Raw genomic sequence first — 21,167 nt, 5'->3', positions numbered from 1 at the left:
TTTGGAACGAACGTAGCCAAATTTTGTTCTGATCGAGGCGTGATGAGGGAGCATAGCCTTAGCTAAGTGACTGAAGAGCAACGAAGAGCAGGACGAAATTTGGCAAGAGCAGCCCAAAGGGTGAAATCCCAACAAGCTCTTAAAGGCTGGGGATATCTTATTTCAGGATAGTGACTGTGGCTCCCTTCTGTGATTCCATAGAAAAAGTCACGTTTGGTATTCAAAATGGGAAAAGACCACAGCCCAGGCGCTACAGTTGGAATGGATTATTATTTTTAACTCTAATTAAAATTGACGGAATATGCAGTCGAAATATTATTACCTGATGCTTTTGTTATTCCTATTTAGCGGGTGCCAGGCCCTCAAGACGAATGCTGATCCCTACCGTTCTGAAGCTAACATCCCCATAAGGGAACACTCCGTCCAGTCCGTTTTATGGCAACAGCATTCGGGAGAATACAAGGCACTCTGCCATCAAGCCTTTAACCTGGCCAGATTCCAGCTTGATGAAATACTGCTACAAAGCAACGGCGAAGGCAAGCCATTGGCTGTCATTACAGATATTGACGAGACGCTTATCAACAATAGCCCCTACAATGCCAAAATGATAGCAACGGATGAAGAATACTCAAAAGAAGGCTGGATAGCGTGGGGGCTTTTGGAGGAGGCGACAGCGGTGCCAGGCGCTTTGGAGTTTCTGAAGTACGCGGAATCAAGGGGCGTTCAGGTGTTTTATATTTCAAACCGGTATGTTGTTCAGGACAAAGAGACAAAAGCGAACCTTAAAAAGCTGGGCTTCCCGTTCATTGACGAACAGCACTTCCTGCTGAGAGAAAAAACAAGTGGAAAGGAGGAGAGAAGGCAGATCGTTTCAAAGGAAAACAAGGTGATTATGCTGCTTGGTGATAACCTTTCCGATTTCGCCGAGGTATTTGAGGACAAGTCCACCAACGAAAGGAATGAAATCGTTGAAACCCTGAAAGACAAGTTCGGTACGGAGTTCATCGTCTTGCCCAACCCTATGTACGGCGACTGGGAAACGGATGGGATCTATGAAGGCAACTACAATTGGACACCGGCTCAGAAAGACTCCATCCGGAAGGCGAAATTGATTTCGTACTAAGCCTGTTCTAAGTGCCACAAAAGGTCTGATAACCGGCATCAAAACCAGCTGGCACGGTTTGTTGAGGCAAGGCATCATCATAGGGTGAAGCCAGTTCTTCCAGTAACTTATGGAAAGGCTGCATATCTCCCGAAACGGCAGACTGTAAGACCGCTTCTACCAAATGATTCCGTGGAATAGCCACCGGGTTGGTTTGCGCCATCAGCGCTTCGCTTTCAGCCAGGGATGTACCTCTCAATCGCGCCTTTTCCCATTTTGAATACCAGTTTTCAAAAGCCACTTCCTCCCTCAGCTTATTGATCAAATCACCCCCACGCCTCAGTTCAGTAAAGAAGTTGGTGTAGTCTACCCTCCATTCCGCAAGCAGTTTCAGGCCGGAATTTACCAAATCACGATCTTCCTCTACCTGATTTACAATGCCCAGCTTATTGCCCATCATTTCAAAGTAAGCTTTGGTAAAGCCCTCTGGGAACTGATCCAGCACCTCCTCTGCTTTAGCACTGGCTGCTGCTTCGTCTTCATCAATCAAAGGAAGGAGTGCATTGGCAAAGACGCTCAGGTTCCAATACGCTATATTGGGCTGGTTAGCAAAGGCGTATCTGCCCTGGGTATCGATAGAGCTAAACACCGTTCGGGGGTGGTAAGCATTCATAAACGCACAGGGGCCGTAATCAATGGTCTCACCGGAAATAGCCACGTTGTCTGTATTCATGACTCCATGGATAAAGCCAACGCGCAACCAATTGACGATCAATTCTTTTTGCTTTTGCATCACTATCTCCAGCAATGCCAGCGCAGGATTTGGGCGGTCCATTAGTGCCGGGTAATGCCGTTCGATGGTATACTCCAGCAAAGTCTCCAGATCCCCTGCTTCTCCGAGGAAGCGCGCATACTCAAACGTTCCTACACGGATATGGCTTGCGGCTACTCTGGTTAAGATGCCACCTTCATGAAGCTGTTCCCGGTAGACCGGGTCGGTTGTTTTGACCACCGCCAAACTCCTGGTCGTTGGGATATGGAGCGCATGTATGGCTTCACTGATCAGGTATTCCCTCAACATAGAGTAGAATGTCGCCCGGCCGTCTCCTCTTCTGGAGTAGGGGGTTTGCCCGGAGCCCTTGAGCTGCAGGTCATACAATCCCCGATTGGTTTTCACCTCTCCCAGCAGTATAGCGCGGCCATCACCAAGGCGGGTGAAATGGCCAAACTGATGCCCGGCGTAAGCCTGAGCGATGGGCTGGCTGCCGGGCACGGTTTCATTTCCTGAAAGATAACCCAGGGCCTTCTGCTCGTCTTCAAAATGCCCGGCTACGCCCATGTCCTCTGCTAAAGCCTCATTGTACAGCACCATAGCAGGATTTCCGACTGGTTCGGGTACCTGTTCTGAGTACAAGCTGGCAGGGAGCTGTGCCGCATATGTGTGTTTCAACCAAGCCATAAAACTACTTTTGTTTACCTAACTATGCCAATAGGAAATTGGTTTGGGATTATGCCTTATACCTTTTTGTGAAGGCCCAACCGATAATCTTTTGCCCTTTCAAGAGGGTAAGATCACCCTGTTAAATCCCATGGCTTCCCAATGCCAATCCTGCGAATAATAAAAAAAACGACTATATTTACGAAACTTTCATAAGGTCGGACGAAAAGGCAATCCGGTTTCCGTGCCTCGTCTAATCAAAAAATTGCTAGTTTTCGACTAGAATCCCAAAACGCTCTAAGACTATGAAAACTTCAAGAAACAAGCAAAATGGCTCTCCAAATCCTTGCCTGCTGATCGAAGTGCTATCCGAATTGACCAAGAACTATGATCGCGGAGTCAAATTTGAAAGATGTCGCAGTATTCCTTGAAACAGGAAGACCAGCTACGTACTTCCAATGCCTTCGGCTTGGACCAAACGATTCTACTGTATTACATTGACTAAAATATGGTGCTAACGTACATCTATAAATGTATGAAAGATTTAGAGCATTTTTGGAGGAGCATTTCTGCTGATAACCAAAGTGTTGTGAATCCCGCAAGGATGCGGGACGTCATGGAAAAATACTTATTTGACCCCGCATTCTGCGGCGCAGGCTCCGTCAAACGTGCATTTTTCCATTTAGCCATAACCCTGCAGACCATGCTGGCACAGCAGGCGGGCACAACTCTTTGATTATCAACTATCGTTTGCTCCAAACATGCTCTTAGGAAATTCCGACTATACAGATGCCTTTTGAGCATCCTTCCAACAAATTTTCAATAGACAAAAAACATTGTAATCATGAAAAACCTATTTTGTTTTTTGGTAAGCGCACTCTTGGTGCTCACCTTCACCAACTGCAACAATGACGATGACGGACCTTCTCAAGACGGCACCATGAGTGCCGAGATCGACGGTCAGTCTTGGGAGGCAGAAGAAGTGGCTGCTACTTATCTTCAGGGCCGATTGGGCGTTGCCGGGAGGACGCCCGATGGGCAAGATGTGGTGATTTCATTAGACATGCCACAACTGGAAGAAAACGCTTTTGAACTATCCGAGGAGACCCTATCGGCGATCGCTTATAACGAAAGTGCCAATTCCAATTCTTTCACTTCTAACGGCAATGTGTTCAACAACGAGGTGGAGATTACGGGCCAAGTAACCGTTACAGAGATCAACACCGATGACATGTGGGTCAGTGGAACCTTTAACGCGACTTGTTATCGGTCGTTTTCGGTCAATATCCCGGATAGTGTAGTCATCACCAACGGTCAATTCACCAAGGTGCCCTACACCGATGAAGTGCCCCCTACTGATGGCGACAACGCCCTGACGGTCGACATCGATGGTCAAACCTGGCAAGCGAACAGCGTGACCGGAATCTTGGTTTCCATCGCAGGGCTCAATACACTCAACGTAACGGCCACCGATAGTCAGGGAGAAAAATCCGTGGGCCTCGTCATGCCGTCTGATGTGACGCCAGGCACCTACAGTCTGGCTGTTTTTGGCGACTACACCGCCCAGTACAATCCGGACGCTAATACCTTCTTGGGCGCGGATAGCGGTACGTTGACCATCACGGAGCACAACACCACGGCCAAGATCGTCAAGGGAACGTTCAGCTTTGAGGCCACTGCCTTTAGCGGCACAGGTGCTGCCAGCCTAACGGACGGGGAGTTCAGCGCCACGTATTAAGGAACATTCCTTGCAGATGTTTGGAGAAAGGGGTTTCGGCAATTCCGGAGCTCCTTTCTCCATGGGTAAAATATCATCTTTGGTGTCCAAAAGCCCACGCAACTATGAAAAAAGGTTTGACAAAAGCACTCCCAACACGCTCTAAGTTTTGTGAAAATCATGACGCCACTATTTCTTTGGCTGGCAAGGCGGAAAACGTAGGCATAGCCTACACGAAGCGGGGGATAGGGCCCCACGGTGAAGTCGGCGTCCCGGTTAACCGGGATTAACGCAGCAAGGCAGAACCCAGAGAAGCAAAGCGACGATCAGCGAAGCTAAAAAGAGCAAGGCAGGATTCATACCACGCAGTAGAAGCGAAATCTTAGATTGCCAGACTATAGCATAGCTTTACTTCCGCGAATGCTTGCCGTCAACGCCAGAATGAAGTATATTGCACCTCCTACATTCATTATGAACACCCCTATACACCAATACTAATCACTTCAGGATTAAGAGCGTGTTGGGACTTTAGTAATCGGTCTAGTTTTCGACTAGAAGACCAAAATCCCAACACGCTCTTAATGCCCCCCATGACCCTGTTTGCCTCAAAAGTATACTCCCTTTTGCTTTAGCCATTGCTTTTTTATTGGGCTAAAAAGAGGGATAAAGGGTATTGCTTCGAAAGCTGGGCATGTGCTCGTTTTTTCGCATAGCCTTTGTAAAAAGATGTTATACACCATCTTAAAGATTAACCCAGATGAAAACAAATGACTCTAATAGTCAGCTTGAAGCCCTTGAAGAAAAATTAAAAACCTCTGAAGAGCGTTTAGCAGAAGCTGAGTTAAGAATGAGGCAACTAGAGGGTCAGTACCTGGCATTGTTCCATCACCTTGCCGAGGAAGTGCACCTCTGGAAGCTTATCCGGGAACAGGACGGCCGTATCAAAACATGGGAATTAGCTGATGCCAATCCGGCAGCCCTCCGCACCTGGGGTAAGAAAAAAGAGGAGGTCATAGGAAAAACCACGGACGAAATATTTGGCAAGGGAACAACGGAGCAATTCCTGCCCATCGTTAAAGGCATTGTAGAAACGGGAGAACCCCACAAGTGGGTAGAATACTTTAAGGCAACTAACCAATACCTCAGTATGTCCAGTATCCCGGTGGGGGAATACTTTGTTTCAACAGGTAAAGATATTACTGAGGAAAAGCTGGCTGCAAAGGCGCTGGAAGAGAGCGAAGACTTTTTGAAAAGAACGGGAGAGATTGCCAAAGTGGGAGGCTGGCAATTAACAGGAGATTTTGACCGCCCTTTTTATACGAAAGGGGCATACGATATTCTTGAATTACCTTATGACTCCAATCCTTCGGTTGAAGAAGCGATCAATTTCTACCATACTGACGACCGGAAAAAAGTTGCACAATACCTGAGTGAGGCCATAGAAAAAGGTAGTCCCTTCAATTTTGAAGCACGTTTACTTACAGCTCAGGACAATCTGAAATGGGTGCTGGTTATGGGTGAGCCAGAGATGCTAAACGGTAAATGTGTGAAGCTGACAGGTGTTTTCCAGGACATCACGAATCGAAAAAAGACAGATAGCAGGGTAAATATGCTGACCAAAGCTATTGACCACTCCCTAAATGGCTTTGATGTAGTTGACCATGAGGGCAAGTTCATCTATGTCAATAAAGCGCATTCCAGAATGTTTGGATTTAGCGACCCTGTGGAGATCATCGGGACTTCCCCGGAAAAACTTTGCGCTGACCCAGCCTTTCCGGAGCGGCTTGTTAAAAACCTTAAAGAAAAGGGAGAATATGTTTGCGAGCTGAAAGCCAAACGAAAGGACGGAAGCGAATTTGACCTGTTAATGTATTCCCGACTCGATTATGATGAAAACGGAAAAGAGATTTATCCCACCTCTTCAATAGATATCACCGAACGGCGCAAGACCGAAGAAGAAAAAAGAAAGGTACAGAACCAACTACTGCAAATAACGAACTCTATACCCGGAGTCATCTACCAATTCGTATTCCACAAAGACGGGTCTTTTTCCATGCCCTTCATCAATGATAAGGCCAACGAGATACTGGGCTTCTCTTCCGAACAAATGAAAGACCCTGCCTTTCTATTTTCCCGCATTCATCCGGAAGACTTTGAAAGCACCATGCACTCCATTCTTGAGGCCAATCACGACCAGGCGAAATGGACAAAAACTTTCAGGGCCTATAACAAAGATGAAAAAGTGGTATGGATAGCAGGTCATGCGTTAGGTTCGGCAGATGAAGAAGGTAATATTGTGCACAACGGGGTTTTATTCGATATCTCAGAGCAGAAAGAAGCAGGAATTGCTTTAAAAGCAAGTCAACAACAATATCAGAATGTAGCAAATAATTTACCGGGCATCGTTCTAAGGTATCAACATAATACTGACGGCCGCAATCAATTACTATTCATTAGCACTGGTGTCGAAACCCTATTTGAGGTTGATGCTCAGGAGGCCATAAACAACAATCAACTACTATGGGACCGTGTGCATAAAGAGGATTTAGCAGCCTACTACGCTTCCGTAAATGAAGCATCCCTTAAACTTTCGCCATGGAAATTTGAACACCGCCTCCAATTCCCCGATGGCAGAGTCAAATGGGTGGACATGAGGGGGGTTCCGTCAAAAAAAACGGATGGCAGTATCATTTGGGACTCTATTGGGCTTGATATCACCAAACGCAAAGAAGCAGAGAGAGAATTAGAACGAATTAATAAAAATTTAGAAGAGCTGGTGGAAGAGCGCGCCCAAAAAGCGATAAAACTATCCAGGGAATTAGAGCTTTACTGGCTGGCAGCTGAGCACGCCAAATCCGGAGTGTGGTATTATAATGTACGGACCAATGCTTTGGAGTGGGACAATACCATGTACGAACTCTTTGGAATAGATAAGGATGAATTTTCTGGCGCTTATGAAGCCTGGGAAAACAGTTTGCACCCAGATGATATAGAAGAAAACGTTAGTGCGTTACAAGAAACGATAACGGAGCAGAAAGACCTCGATATCCTGTTTCGGATCAACCACCGAAAATCAGGCGAAATCCGGCACATTCGTGGAAAGGGTAAAGCTGAGACGGATGACAAGGGGAACACTGTTGCCGTTTTTGGAACGAACTGGGATGTGACCAGAGAAATGAAGCTTGCCGTTGAGCGGGAGCGGGCAATAGACCAACTGAAAGCAGCTCAGGCCCAGCTTATTCAATCCGAAAAAATGGCATCTCTGGGTATTCTGACTGCCGGCGTAGCGCATGAATTGAATAACCCGTTGAACTACATCGTAGGAGGCTATACCGCTATTCATAATCACCTCAACGAAGACGAGGTGCTCGATAAAGCGGAAATTGAAGAATACCTCGACTGGATTAAAACCGGCGCTGACAGAGCCACGAAAATTGTAAAAAGTTTAAACCTTTTCAGCCGAAGCAACGAAGACAACACTGAAGTTTGCGACATCCATCAGATTATCGATGACTGTCTTTTGATGCTTCAAAACAAATTCAAAGATAGGATCACCATTACAAAAGAATATACAGGTACTCCGGCTGAAGTACCGGGCAATAACGGAAAGCTGCATCAGGCTCTTCTTAACCTCTTAGCCAATGCCATGGACGCCATTTCAGAAAAAGGCGAAATAACAATTGAAACGAGTTCTCAGAAAGACAGACTAAACATCATTATCAGCGACAACGGATGCGGAATACCCGAGGGAAACCTCAAAAAAGTAATGGACCCATTCTTTACGACCAAACCTCCGGGAGTAGGGACAGGATTGGGGTTGTCGATCACGCACTCTATTATTCAGGAACATCAGGGAAGCCTCACAATGCAATCAACACCAGACGCAGGAACCCAAGTGAAAATCAGCCTCCCAAAAGAAAGAAAGCATGCAAAATAAAAAGAAAGTCTTATGTGTAGATGACGAGCCCATCAACCTTTTAATCCTCAGGAAGATCCTTGGAAGAAAATACGAAGTCATCACTGCAAAACACGGGGAAGAAGCGCTATTAGTGCTTGAAAAAGACCCGGAAATCGAATTAGTCATCACCGACATGAATATGCCCGGAATGAATGGCCTGGAATTCGTCCGGGAGGCTAGTAAGCAGTTTTTGAATAAAAAGTTTTTCATGCTATCCGGCTATGCCATTACCGATGAGATTCAGGGGGCTTTAGATACCGGGCTGATTTACGAATACTTTCAAAAACCAACGGATTACAAGCAAATTGACCAGGCGCTGGAAGAGCACAGCTTTGGCAACTAAATTATGCGCTGTACACTTACCTTCATCCCGCAGCCGGCGCAGCCACCTGCTCCACCTTCTCATCCACCTTGCGCAGCACCCGCAGAGCATCCTGCAAGCTCCTCACCCCATCCTTGATAAGCATAAAGTGGCGGTTGGTCTTCTTGAAGCTAAGCCCGCGTTTGGCACCTTCCTTTTGCACAAACAGCAGGGTGGCCTGGAACTGCGCACTTTCGTAAAAGAGCGACTGCGGGTTTTCCACGAAGTAGCAGCGCAGCTTGTTATTTTTGAGAATGAGGCGCTCAAAGCCCAAACGACGGCAGACCCAACGCAAGCGCAGCCCGTCAAAGAGTTCGTACACGGGCTCGGGCAGGGCACCAAAGCGGTCTTTCATCGCTTCCTCAAATTTTTGCAGCTCCTCCTCCGTTTCCAGCCCGTCTAGCTGCGTATAGAGATTGAGGCGCTCCTGTATGCTGCTGATGTACTCATCCGGGATGAGCATCTCCACATCGGTGTCGATCTGCACCTCGCGCACGTACTGCCGGTTTTTGTCGAGCTCTTCCTTAAACAGCTCCTTGAACTCATTTTCCTTCAGTTCCTGAATGGCTTCCTCAAGGATTTTCTGGTAGGTTTCGTACCCGATATCCGCGATGAAGCCGCTCTGTTCGCCTCCCAGCAAATTGCCCGCCCCCCGGATGTCGAGATCGCGCATAGCGATGTTGAAGCCGCTGCCCAACTCGGAGTGTTCCTCCAAAGTCTTAAGGCGCTTGCGGGCATCGCTTGTAATGGTGGACATAGGCGGACTAAAGAGGTAGCAGAAGGCCTTCTGATTAGAACGCCCTACCCGGCCCCGCAACTGGTGCAGGTCACTCATGCCAAATTGCTGGGCATTGTTAATGATCATGGTATTGGCGTTCGGAATGTCCAGCCCGGTCTCAATGATGTTGGTACAGACCAGCACATCGTAGCGCCCGTCAATGAAGTGGATGAGGGTTTTTTCCAACTCTTTGGGGTCCATCTGCCCGTGGGCACTGGCAATTTCCACGTCCGGGCACATGCGGCGCACCATAGCGGTGATATCGGGCAGTGACTTCACGCGGTTGTGCACGAAGAAGACCTGACCGCCCCGGTTGACTTCGTAGTAAATGGCTTCTTTGACCACCTCCTCGCTAAATACCCGCACCTCAGTATGAATGGGCTGCCGGTTGGGCGGCGGGGTGCGGATGATGGACAGGTCACGGGCGGCCATAAGCGAAAACTGCAGAGTACGTGGAATAGGGGTGGCCGTCAGCGTGAGGGTATCTACGTTGACTTTGATGTTGCGGAGCTTTTCCTTAGATGCTACGCCAAACTTCTGCTCTTCATCTATGATCAGCAGTCCCAGATCTTTAAAGCCTATTTTTTTATTCAGAATGGCATGAGTGCCAATGACGATATCAACTTCCCCGTCTTTGAGCGACTGGAAGACAGCATTTTTCTCTTTAGTCGTACGGAAGCGGTTCACATAATCGACGGTAACGCCAAACTCTTCCAGGCGCTCTTTGAAAGTACGGTAATGCTGCAGGGCCAGGATGGTAGTGGGCACGAGAATAGCCACTTGCTTTCCGCCAATCACCGCCTTGAAGGCTCCGCGGATGGCCACTTCCGTTTTGCCAAAGCCCACATCCCCGCAAATCAGGCGGTCCATAGGGTGCCCTTTCATCATATCCTCTTTCATATCATTGGTAGCCTTGAGCTGATCGGGCGTGTCTTCGTAGATAAAGGAAGCTTCGAGCTCATTTTGCAGGTACCCATCCCGGGGGAAAGCAAAGCCGTCGGAAGCCCGGCGCTTGGCGTACAGCTTGATCAGTTCGCCGGCGATGTCCTTGACTTTCTTTTTAGTGCGGCGCTTAAGGTTCTTCCAGGCGTCTGACCCCAGCTTATCCACTTTGGGTGTGGTCCCTTCCTTGCCTACGTATTTGGAGATTTTGTGGAGGGTGTTGATGCTGACATAGAGGATGTCGTTGTTCTTGTAAATCAACCGCACCGACTCCTGCACGTGCCCGTTGATGTCGATCTTTTGCAGGCCTGAGTACTTGCCCACCCCGTGGTCAATGTGCGTAACGTAGTCGCCAGGGGTCAGTTCCCGCAGCATCCGCAAATTGAGCGCCTGATCTCGGGTAAATCCACGGCGTAGCTTGTATCGGTGGAAACGCTGAAAGATTTGATGATCCGTATAGCAGGCTACCTTCAGGTCCATATCGATAAAGCCCTCGTTGATGGATTTGGGGATAGGGTGGAAATCCACTTTTGCCTCCAGGTCTTCGAAAATAGAGTAGAAGCGCTCAATCTGCTTCGGGTTTTCGGCAAAGAGGTAATTTTGCAGGCCTTCTTTCGCATTCTCATCCAGGTTTTCGATGAGCAGCTTGAAGTTTTTGTTGAAACTGGGCTGCGGGCGGGTAGCAAACACCACCTGCTCCTCAAAATCAATTGGCTGTGCAGAAGTAGCCATACCCAGAATGTGGTAGTCCTTCACATCCTCCACGATCTCAAAGGGGCGGATGAAAGCGCGGTCGCGGAAGATTTCCTTGAGCTCCTCTTCTTCCAGCAGCGCGATGCCCTTCGCAAACTCCTCGGCTTTGTCGAAGCACTGCGTCAGCCGGTCTACCAAAAGTTGGAAGTCTTTAACCCATACCGCCGTATTGGGCTGCAGAATCCGCAGCATGCTCACTTTCTGCTCCTGCGAAAAACGGGTGTTGATATTAGGGATGATGGTCACTGCGCCAATATTCTGCACAGAGAGCTGCGTAGTTGGGTTGAAAGTACGGATGCTCTCCACTTCCTCGTCAAACAGTTCTATCCGGTAGGGGTATTCGTTGCCAAAGGAGAAGATATCCACAATGCCGCCGCGAATAGAAAACTGCCCCGGCTCATAAACGAAGTCTTCCCGTGTGAAGCCATACTCCACCAGCACTTCGATCAGAAACTCCACATCCAGTAATTCCTCTTTTTTGATATCAATCCGGCGCTCGTTTAGCACTTCTGGCGCCACCACCTGTTCAAAGAGTGCCTCAGGGTACGTCACGACGATCTCTCCGAAAGCCGGAGAATTGACGATTTTGTTGATCGTCTCCGTGCGTTGCAGGACATTGGTGTTGTTGAGCTCCTCAAAGTACATCGGGCGCTTGAAGGAATCGGGGAAGAAACGGACCGATTTACCGTTAAGCAGATTTTCGAGGCTGTTCTGAAGGTAAGCTGCCTCCTCCTTGTCATTAGCAATCAGCAGATGGTTACGCGGGTCGTTTTGGTAGACCGAAGTAAGGAGAAAGGCGGTCTGAGCACCAATCAGCCCACTGAGCTGAAGGCGGCAGGGCTTTTCAGCATTCAGCGCCTTATTGATACGCTGTGTGCGGTAGTCATTGCGGTAGAGTTCCTGAAGGCGGTCGAGGTTGTTTTCCACAGTTGCTGTAACAGTTGAAAGCCGAATACGCTCAGAAGCACATTCAGCAGCTAATAGGTATTTTCCAATCAGGAAACAGAGGGTTGCCCGGATAGTTTAGGTGACGGCTTTTCGAAACTGCGTCCTAATTTTAACAAACCGGATTTATCCATTAATTTAAAGCAAAAATACTCGTCTATGAATCACAAATCGAAAATCTATTGGCCGCTGCTGTTTACGCTGGCGATACTCGCTGCTTCCTGTGTAAGCAAAAAAGAGTACATGGCCCTCCAAACCGAGCTGGAAATTGCTAATAAGGATGTTGCCCGATTAGGCGAAAGCCTCAACGATTATATGAAACGCCTTTCGGATTGCGACCGGGAGAAGGCTAACCTTAAAGCCCGCCTGCAAGCCTCGGAAAGCAATATGGTCTTGCGGGAAGAGCAAGTCAGAGACCTGAAAGACCTGGTGGCCGACCTCCGGCAGCAGCGCGATGCACAGCTCAATCAGGTAGATGGCCTGACTACACTTTCGCAGTCTGCCAGCGACAACATCAAGGAAACACTCTCCCAATTACAAACCAAAGACAAATACATCCGGATGCTACAAGCGGCCAAGACCCGCGCCGATTCCATCAACCTGGCCCTGGCGGTCAACCTTAAAGGAGTGCTGAGCAAAGGGATTGAAGATGAGGATGTGGAGGTAAAGGTGGACAAGACCGTTGTTTTTATCAACCTGTCTGATAAAATGCTCTACCAGAGTGGGAGCGCCAAAATCACCGACCGCGCCAACGAGGTGCTGGGCAAAATCGCCAGGATTATCCAGTCCCGACCAGACCTGGAAGTGATGGTGGAAGGTTATACCGACAGTCAGCCCATCAACACCGCCTGCATCAAAGATAACTGGGACCTGAGTGTGCTGCGCTCTACTTCTGTGGTGCGGGCTTTGCAGTCCAACCATGGTATTGACCCCAACCGCCTGATTGCTGCGGGCCGGGGCGAGTACAATGCCCTTTCTGGTAATGATACGGCAGAAGGCCGGGCCATGAACCGCCGTACCCGAATCATTATCCTGCCAAAACTGGATCAGTTTTATGATCTCCTGAACCCAAACCAGGCACCTAAGTAGTACGGTCCTCTGAAATCCCAACAAGCTCTAGACGGCCCTGCAACTGAAAAGTAGCTGCAGGGCCGTTGTTGTTTAAGCTACGCCTTTGTCCAGCTTGTACCTTCTTTGCTGTCCTTCAGCACAATCCCTACTTCCTGGAGCACATCCCTGATTTTATCAGAAGTGCCCCAGTCCTTGTTGGCACGCGCCTCGGAGCGGATATCGATGATGAGGCTCATCAGCCCATCCATCGGGCTATCGCCATTACTTTCACCAGCCAGTCCTTCATCTTCAAGAGCGAGTATGTCATCCACAAAGTTGCGGAAGGTCTCCTGAAGGCGGCTGAGGGTCAGCTCCGTGAGGTCAGTCAACTTGAGGTGGCCAGCCTTGAGGCTGTTGACCTTGGTCACGATTTCGAACAAGACCGCCAGTGCTTTAGGCGTATTGAAGTCGTCGTTCATCTCGGCATGTACCTGATCGATGAGTTTGTTGAGCTCCTCGTCAAGCGGGCCCGGTTTGCCGCTGCCGGGGTGAGCCATCTCCTGTAGGAGTTTGCGGCCCTCCATCAGGCGCTTATAGCCTTTTTCTGCCGCCTGCAGCGCCTCGTCTGTCAGGTCGAGGGTACTGCGGTAGTGCGACTGCAACATAAAGAATTTTACCACCATTGGGCTATACCCTTTGATGATGTGCGGGCTGTCGCCGGTGAAAAGCTGCGTGGGCGTGATGGTGTTGCCATCGCTCTTGGACATCTTTCGGCCGTTCATCAGCAGCATATTGGCATGCATCCAGTAACGGGCGCCGCTGCAGTTGCAGGAGCCCATATTCTGAGCGATCTCATTCTCGTGGTGTGGGAATTTCAGGTCGTTGCCCCCACCGTGGATGTCAAAGGTTTCGCCCAGGTATTTGGTGCTCATAGCCGAGCATTCGAGGTGCCAGCCGGGGAAACCTACCGACCAGGGAGAGCTCCAGCGCATCAGGTGGGAAGGTGAAGCTTTCATCCAAATGGCAAAGTCTGCCGGATGGCGCTTTTCGCTCTGGTTTTTGAGATCGTCCCGGCTTTCCGCCAAAAGGTCTTCAACCTTCCGGCCCGACAGCTTCCCATAGGCTTTAGTCTGCTCGATAAATTTCAGCGTATCGAAATAGACCGAGCCATTCGCTTCGTAAGCATAGCCGTTGTCGATAATGTCCTGCACCATTTTGATCTGCTCCGGAATATGCCCGGTAGCCCGTGGCTCTATACTGGGCGGCAGGGTGTTGAAGATGCGCATCATATCATGGAAGCCGTTGGTGTACTTCTGGGCAATCTCCATTGGCTCCAGTGCTTCCAGGCGCGCCTTCTTTGAAATCTTATCCTCTGTGCCGATCTCATCACTATCACCTTCGAGGTGGCCCACATCGGTGACGTTACGGACATAGCGCACTTTGTACCCCAGGTACATAAGGTAACGGTAGATGACGTCAAAGCTGGTGAAGGTGCGGCAGTTCCCTAAATGGACATCGCTGTAAACGGTAGGGCCGCACACATACATTCCAATGCGCCCTTCATTCAGGGGCGTGAACACTTCTTTTTCGCGGGCAAGGCTGTTGTAAATCTTTAGCGTATTTTCCATTCAGGGTATTTTTTGACGGCGCAAAAATAAGAAGCCTAACCGCAGGAATCAAGCAAATTATTGCTTTTACGAACGTGGTAAGCGGTAATTAGTTCCCACCGAGGCGGCCCGCTTCGTCTTCCAGCCCGGTCTTCCGCTTGCGTGATTTGATCTTTTGGTTACCAAACTGGTAGTTCAGGCTCACGCTGATGCGCCGGCTGTCCCAACGGCCACTGCCCTGGGAAATCAGCCCGGCGAAGTTGGACTGCCCGTCCCAGCCGGTTTCGTAGAACAAGTCCTGCCCGCTCACCCGCACATTGAGCTTATCGTCCAGGAATTTGCGTTGCAGCCCCAGGTCGAGGCTCCAGTTGCTTTCGTATTCGAATACGCCGCCCCAAACGCCGGGGCCGCTGTAGTAGCCCGAGATTTCACCCTGAAAGCCCAGGGGCAGGTTGAAGGTATGCTGCTGGAAGATGCTGTAAGTGAACGCCTGCAGGTCGACCACCGCCCCGTTGCCGTAGTCGGCCTGATTGTCGAGGTGGGAGGCACTGATATTGAAGTAGGCATTCCACTTTTCTGTAATCTGTACCGGTGCACTGATATTAGCGCTGATAACAGTTTGGCTCGCTAAGTTGTCCCAGGTGATGAAGCCTGCACGGGGGTCACGCTCATCCGGTGCCATCAGGCGGGTGATTTGGTCGGTGGTTTTGCTGTAGGCAATTTTGAAGTTGTAGCGGTAGGCCAGGGTGTAGCCCAGCTCCAGGTTGTTGACGATTTCTGGTCGCAGGAAGGGGTTACCTTTTTCGTAGGACAGTTGGCTGATTTGATTATTGAAGGGGTTCAGCACATTGTAATCGGGCCGGTTGATACGGCGGCCGTAGTTGAGCGATAAGCTGTTTTGCTGCGACAACTGATAAGTCACGCCTGCGCTGGGAAACCAGTTGAGGTAATTGAGCTCCACCGGAGGCTCCTGCAACTCGGGCCTGAAGGCCTGAAGGTCACCGGTAGCATCAGTCTGCTCAGCCCGGACGCCAGCGGAGATATTCCATTTTTCTCCCATCTTACGGGCGTAGTTAACATAGCCGGCGTAGACATTCTCGTCGTAATTGAAGCGGTTGGAAGAGTTGTCGTTGCGCACCGGCACCCCGTCATTCACATCAAAAAACAGGAAAGTATTGTCCGAAACGACCTTACTCAGCTTAGTTCCTGTACTGAATTTACCCCCCCAGAGCGGCTGCTCATAGTCCACTTTGAAGGTATAAATGTCAATATCCGTTGGCGTATCAAAGCTGTTGATAATCTCTGTGAGCAGGGTTTCCTCATTCGCATCGTAGTAGAGGTTAGGCTGGTAGCGCTCGCTCTCGTTGCGGAAGCGGCCGTAGTCGGCATCAACATTCAGCGTACGTTCGTTCCCCCCATCGTAGCGGTAGTTAAGGTTGAAGGTATTCTGTGTGCGGGCATCATCAGCAGCATTGCGTGCTACCAGGATACTGTCGGGCAGGGAGAAGCTGGAGTTGAGGTTGAAAATCTCGATACGGTTGAAGGCATCGTTTTGCCCCTCGAATCCGCGCCCATCGGTCAGGAAGCCGATGGTGTGTTTGTCGGAAATAAAGAAATCAGCTCCCAGGCGGTAGTTAAAAAACTCCCGCTTATTGCGGTGGTTATTGACCTCGTCCAGGCGTAAACCGTTCTGAAAGCTTACAAAATTCATATTATTGAAGCCTTCCCCTTCCCCGTATCCACCGCCGCCAAAGATATTCATATTTCCGTTGCGAAAGTTGCCACTTGCATTCAGGTTAGCGTTGTTGAAGCGCCCCTGACTGAAGGTGCCATTCAGGGAGCCATTGGCCCCAACGCTGTCGTCTTTTTTGAGGCGGATATCGATGATGCCGGCATTGCCTTCTGCCTCATACCTGGCCCCGGGGTTGGTAATGATATCGATACGGTCAATCTGGTCGGCCGGGAGGTTTTGCAGGAAGTTGCTGAGGTCCTGCCCACCAAGCGGCAGGCGTTTGCCATCCACATACACGAGCACGCCGGATCGGCCGAGCACGTTGATGTTGTCGTTGTTGTCTACCGTCACGCCCGGTGCTTTGCGCAATAGCGATAGCCCGTCGGACCCGGTGCTGTTGATGGTGCCCTGCACATTGAAGACGGTGCGGTCGGGCTTGATTTCCACCATAGCGCGCTGTGCGGTCACTGTGGCTTCCGCCAAATCAATGGAGGTACTGCCAAATTGCAGAACGCCCAGGTCTTTTTGTTCGCCTTCCGTCAGCGTGACCTCCGGCAGCCAAAGGTCAGCAGCGCCCACATAGGAGGCTTTGAAGAGGTAACTACCCGATGACATATTCTGAAACCGGAATACCCCGGATTCATCACTGACTTCCACTTTGATGATGGCAGTGTCAGCCGGGTTATACAGGATAACATTCGCAAAAGGTACCGGCTCTCCGGTTTCGTCTTGCAATTGTCCTTTGATACTGCCCTCCTGGGCCAAAAGGGTGATGGAAAAAAATAAGAGTGTAAGTGATAATAAAGCTTTCATGGTGTCGCAGTGGTATGGTGCTGCTTGCACAGCCGGGTGTTCAAAACTATGTGAGTATAAACCGAAAAGTCAAACCTGTTCAAATCGTCTTCCGGTGTAATGGAGACAAATATCTGACAATAGCTGCACAGGGGCACGCTTTTTTCGATGAACAGCCTCCTGGGCAGATGAATTAGCAATAAAGTTTACGAAGTACGGATTGGGATGGATTTTACCCGGACGTTTCACCCTGCAAAAAGTCGAGGCAAAGGGCAGCTGACCATGAAAACTGATCGGTACCGCAGCCGATTTCTCCTGAAGCAGAACGCCGGGGGTCAAAGTATTCGTAAAAGCCATGCGTGGTGATCAGTTCAAGGCTGTGCTGCCGAATTTTATCCGCCATCTGCGTCATATCGTACCGCACCAGACCATGGTAGAGCAGCCAGTTGAGGTTGATCCAAACGGGGCCCCGCCAGTACTTTTTGTAGTTGAGGTCTTTGGCTTGCAGGCTGTAGGTAGGACAAAGCAGAATATTAGGGTCTTTGCCGCCAAAGTCATCACTTTCCAGGGTACGCAGCATCACTTCGGCCTGTTCCTGAGTCGGTACTTCCCCGCAGAGCGGAATAAGGCCGGAGGAGGTGTGCACCGGAATGACCTCCCCGGCGCTTAAATCGTAGGCATTGTAGATGCCCCGCTCTTCATCCCAGAGCTTTTCGTTCATAGACCATACGGTAAGCTCGTGCCATTGCATTGGCTCGGCGATATCGGCTCCGATCAGGCTGCCTATTTGGATTAGCGCCTCGTTGGACCAGGCGAGGACGCCGTTAAAAAGTGGATCCTGAATCAGGAAGGGGCAGTCTTTGTAGATTTTTTGGTCATCATAATCGTGCTGCCGGAAGAGATCGACCAGATAAACGTAGCGGTCGTAGTCCTCCTGCGTAGGCCGGTGTTCGGCGGCTTTAGGGTTTTGGAGGTCTTTGCGCTCGTAGGGCGGCAGTTGCGACGGATCGACCACAATGCGCGACAAGGCGCGGTCCCAGATCGGGCTGTTGTCGGTGCCGCCTTCCCAGGGGTGACGGATATAGACCAAGCCTTCTTCTTCCGGGTCTCGGTAATCGTACAGGTAGCGGTGCAGGGCCAGCACCTTCGGGTACATCTCTTTGAGGAAGGCTTTGGCAACGGCTTTGTCGGCAGCGGCTTCGTACATCCGCCAGAGCACAAACCCATGTACCGGCGGCATCGTGATGCCAGAGGTTTCCACCCCTTGAGGAGCGTGGGCCGACCGGCTACCCTGCCAGAAGTCCGGGCCGGGGAAATACCGGGCCTGCGGGTCATCCCCAAACACAATCTGCGGGACCATGCCTGTGTTCCATTGGGCACGGAAGAGGTGGCGCATTTCCGCCATTGCCCGGTCGAAGTTGTGGTAAGCATTCCCGATGGCAATGAAGCCGGCATCCCAGTTCCATTGATGCGGGTAAAGGCTGGGTGCAGGTTTGGTAAATTTACCGTTCCAGTTTTGATCGAGGACGGCCTGCGCCGCTCTTTGCAGTTTCTCGTTATTCATGGGTATTCGCTGATTAGCCGCCTTGGTCAGTTGTACTCAAGGCGGGCGATTTTAAGCCGGTTGCGCCGCTCGCTCGGGATCAGGAGGGTATTGGCATCTATTTGCATAGCGTCACGGAACCGGAGCCGCAATTTAAGGTTTTCGGTGCTCATCAGGCTATTGCGGTCAAAACGGCCGTTGCCGCGCAGTACATATTCACTGACGGTGTTCTCATACTTGATCTCATCATTGAACAGAAACCGCAGGCTACTGGCGTTTTTGAAGACGAAGAAGGAAGAATAAATACCATCGTCATCCTGAGAATACTGCTTTTTGTGCATAACGGTCGACCAGTGCAATTCCCCATCCGGATGAATAGACAGGACAAATATCTCGTCAAAATAGTAGTCTACAGAGAACCGGCCATTGCCATCGTAGAAGTTGCGGGTCATATTGGCACCGTTGCGCTCAAAGGTGCGGCTCATCTCACCGATCAGCAGGACGCCACCGTCCTTGCGCAGCACCACATCCCGTAGAAGGGCTTCGGGCACCCCCTTGTTTTTGTCTGCTTCCTTGCCCAGGAGGTTCACAATAAACGCTTCCGAAAAGGGGTGGCTGGCCTTGACAAAATCATCAGGCCTGTCGGGGTTGATGTTCATATAGAAAAAGCCATCTGAGCGGCCCAGGTTTTTTTCGGAATACAGCCCCGCTGCTACTAATCTTTTGTTGAGTGGATCGATGGAGAAGATGACATCAAACGTCAGCTTATTTGGCATTGTCAGGTCAAAGCGGGTTAGGCGGTCTGTCAGCCCATCGTAGTGGTAAAACTCAAAAAAGTGGTCTTCCCGTTTGGTGCGGTAGTTGTCACGTTCGGCCACGATGGTCATATCCCCATCATTATCCACCAGCACCTCCAGAAAGTTTTGGTAGAAATTGAAATCCTGTGGGGAGACTACCGTTTGCCAAAGCAGTTCCATGCTCTTATTGTCAAAACAAACGGCACGCATAACATCCTGTTTTTCGGTAAAGAAAAGTAAGGTTTTGCTCTTATCCTCCGAATAAACGGGCATAAAGCTGGGGGTGTAAAAAAGGTAGCCCAGATCAATGATAGTTACGGAATCCAAGAGATTAGCCCCTGGCCCGTAGCGTTGTGCTTTGAGCTTGACGTGCGTATGGTCTTTAAACTGGTAAAACAGGGTAAAATAGCCATCATCCGGCAGGATGTCCAGCACCTTTGGCATGCGTCGGTCGAGTTCCAGTTCTTTGGTCCAGGACTCTTTCATGGCTTTATCCAGGCCCACCACTTCAAAGGTGGTACTGCGGTCTCTGAACAGCAGGGTATGCCCGCCCATTTCGCCCAAAATGTGGTAGGCAATATCGTTGCGTAGCATAATGGGCTCCGATAAGGTGACCGTCTGTGCAGAAATAGCCACTCCGGCGGTCAGGAAAAGCAGCAGGCTGATTATTTTTTTCATAGCTTTAAATCTTATTTTTCTCTGATACAGACGGCTTTTCGACTGTTCCCTTTGTATGAAAATACTGAAATTTAGCAATATGTTTCGGAAATCAGGGTTCTCACCAAAATACGGCAACCATGGCTGAGCTGCTGAAAGCAGGCGCAGTATTTTTTGTTGGCTTCCTTGCGCTTTACCTTCTTATTGTCCTTGTGGTCTGGCTCGGTCAGGAGCGGATGATCTTTCAGGGGCACGTTTTGCCCCAGCACTACGCCTTTTCCTTCAAAGCTGATTTTGAGGAATACAGTATCCCGGCGGCAGATGGGGCAATACTTAACGCGCTATTATTCCGGTCCGATTCCTCCTCCCGGGGTGTGGTGCTTTACCTGCACGGCAACCGTGGCAACCTGAGCCGGTGGGGGCACATGCACCGCCCCTTCACCCAGCGCGGGTACGATGTGCTCCTGATAGACTACCGGGGATACGGCAAAAGCACAGGCAAGCCTACCGAGTCCGGGCTCTATCAGGACGGGGAAGCTGCGCTACAGTGGCTTTTGCAGTATTATGAAGCCCGCAAGATCATCATCTATGGCCGTTCGCTAGGCAGTGGAGTGGCCGCCTATTTGGCTGCCCGCAACCCACACCAACTCCTTATCCTGGAGACCCCCTACGATGCCCTCACTAATGTGATACAACATCAGGCGCTGCTACCGCTGCCGGGGTGTATTTTCCGCCACCACTTCCCCACCTACCGCTACCTGCCCGCAGCGGAGGGGCCTATTTACATATTGGCCGGCAGCCACGACCGGCTTATTCCTTTGTATTTGTCCAAACGGCTACAGCCGCTGATCGGCACTCCGGAAAACTTCAAGGTGATTCAGGGGGCCGGGCACCGCAACCTGGCCGCTTTCCAAGCCTATCATTTTGAGCTCGACCGTTTGCTATTGCCTTGACGGATTTCTTATCTTTGCCGCAACAAGCGACAACACCACCTC

Annotated in this window: 13 protein-coding genes; 7 read left to right on the top strand and 6 right to left on the bottom strand. The window is 50.1% G+C overall.

Going from position 1 to position 21,167, the window contains the following annotated elements:
• Window positions 1–301 precede the first annotated feature (301 nt).
• Window positions 302–1,123, top strand: coding sequence for a 5'-nucleotidase, lipoprotein e(P4) family (locus RIC19_RS15885; RefSeq protein WP_350179325.1), 822 nt, complete (start codon window positions 302–304; stop codon window positions 1,121–1,123).
• 7 nt (window positions 1,124–1,130) lie between these two features.
• Here the strand turns inward: RIC19_RS15885 and RIC19_RS15880 are convergent, their stop codons facing one another.
• Window positions 1,131–2,561, bottom strand: a complete 1,431-nt coding sequence (locus tag RIC19_RS15880; RefSeq protein WP_350179324.1) for a protein adenylyltransferase SelO — start codon at window positions 2,559–2,561, stop codon at window positions 1,131–1,133.
• Between the two features lie 514 nt (window positions 2,562–3,075).
• Between RIC19_RS15880 and RIC19_RS15875 the strand changes: the two genes are divergently transcribed.
• The 4 genes from RIC19_RS15875 (at window position 3,076) to RIC19_RS15860 (ending at window position 8,558) form a co-directional block, all read left to right on the top strand.
• On the top strand, window positions 3,076–3,276 hold the full coding sequence (locus RIC19_RS15875; protein WP_350179323.1) for a hypothetical protein: 201 nt from the start codon (window positions 3,076–3,078) through the stop codon (window positions 3,274–3,276).
• A gap of 108 nt (window positions 3,277–3,384) precedes the next feature.
• The gene (locus RIC19_RS15870) at window positions 3,385–4,278 is read left to right on the top strand and encodes a DUF6252 domain-containing protein (RefSeq protein ID WP_350179322.1); all 894 of its coding nucleotides are present in this window, start codon (window positions 3,385–3,387) and stop codon (window positions 4,276–4,278) included.
• 736 nt (window positions 4,279–5,014) lie between these two features.
• On the top strand, window positions 5,015–8,194 hold the full coding sequence (locus tag RIC19_RS15865) for a PAS domain-containing sensor histidine kinase (RefSeq protein WP_350179321.1): 3,180 nt from the start codon (window positions 5,015–5,017) through the stop codon (window positions 8,192–8,194).
• Window positions 8,184–8,558 (top strand): response regulator, encoded by a 375-nt coding sequence (locus RIC19_RS15860; RefSeq protein WP_350179320.1) that lies wholly within the window; start codon window positions 8,184–8,186, stop codon window positions 8,556–8,558. The genes RIC19_RS15865 and RIC19_RS15860 overlap by 11 nt, the downstream gene beginning before the upstream one ends.
• A gap of 22 nt (window positions 8,559–8,580) precedes the next feature.
• Here the strand turns inward: RIC19_RS15860 and mfd are convergent, their stop codons facing one another.
• Window positions 8,581–11,976 (bottom strand): transcription-repair coupling factor, encoded by a 3,396-nt coding sequence (gene mfd / locus RIC19_RS15855; protein ID WP_350179319.1) that lies wholly within the window; start codon window positions 11,974–11,976, stop codon window positions 8,581–8,583.
• Between the two features lie 177 nt (window positions 11,977–12,153).
• On the opposite strand from mfd, the gene RIC19_RS15850 reads away from it, so the two are divergent.
• Complete coding sequence (locus RIC19_RS15850) at window positions 12,154–13,083, top strand: OmpA family protein (protein ID WP_350179318.1); 930 nt, start codon at window positions 12,154–12,156, stop codon at window positions 13,081–13,083.
• A gap of 77 nt (window positions 13,084–13,160) precedes the next feature.
• Here the strand turns inward: RIC19_RS15850 and cysS are convergent, their stop codons facing one another.
• The 4 genes from cysS to RIC19_RS15830 form a co-directional block, all read right to left on the bottom strand.
• The gene (gene cysS / locus RIC19_RS15845) at window positions 13,161–14,672 is read right to left on the bottom strand and encodes a cysteine--tRNA ligase (RefSeq protein WP_350179317.1); all 1,512 of its coding nucleotides are present in this window, start codon (window positions 14,670–14,672) and stop codon (window positions 13,161–13,163) included.
• An 88-nt stretch (window positions 14,673–14,760) separates the two neighbouring features.
• A complete protein-coding gene (locus RIC19_RS15840) occupies window positions 14,761–17,196 on the bottom strand; it encodes a TonB-dependent receptor domain-containing protein (RefSeq protein WP_350179316.1) in 2,436 nt (811 codons plus the stop codon).
• Window positions 17,197–17,407: 211 nt separating this feature from the next.
• Window positions 17,408–18,739 carry an MGH1-like glycoside hydrolase domain-containing protein gene (locus RIC19_RS15835; RefSeq protein WP_350179315.1) on the bottom strand — a complete coding sequence of 444 codons (1,332 nt, stop codon included), beginning with the start codon at window positions 18,737–18,739 and terminating at the stop codon, window positions 17,408–17,410.
• Window positions 18,740–18,765: 26 nt separating this feature from the next.
• Window positions 18,766–20,193, bottom strand: coding sequence for a hypothetical protein (locus RIC19_RS15830; RefSeq protein WP_350179314.1), 1,428 nt, complete (start codon window positions 20,191–20,193; stop codon window positions 18,766–18,768).
• Between the two features lie 119 nt (window positions 20,194–20,312).
• Between RIC19_RS15830 and RIC19_RS15825 the strand changes: the two genes are divergently transcribed.
• Window positions 20,313–21,125, top strand: coding sequence for an alpha/beta hydrolase (locus RIC19_RS15825; protein WP_350179313.1), 813 nt, complete (start codon window positions 20,313–20,315; stop codon window positions 21,123–21,125).
• Window positions 21,126–21,167: the final 42 nt, after the last annotated feature.

The organism is Phaeodactylibacter sp. (genome assembly GCF_040219495.1).
Lineage (GTDB): Bacteria > Bacteroidota > Bacteroidia > Chitinophagales > Saprospiraceae > Phaeodactylibacter.
This window is presented reverse-complemented; position numbering and strand designations above follow the sequence as displayed.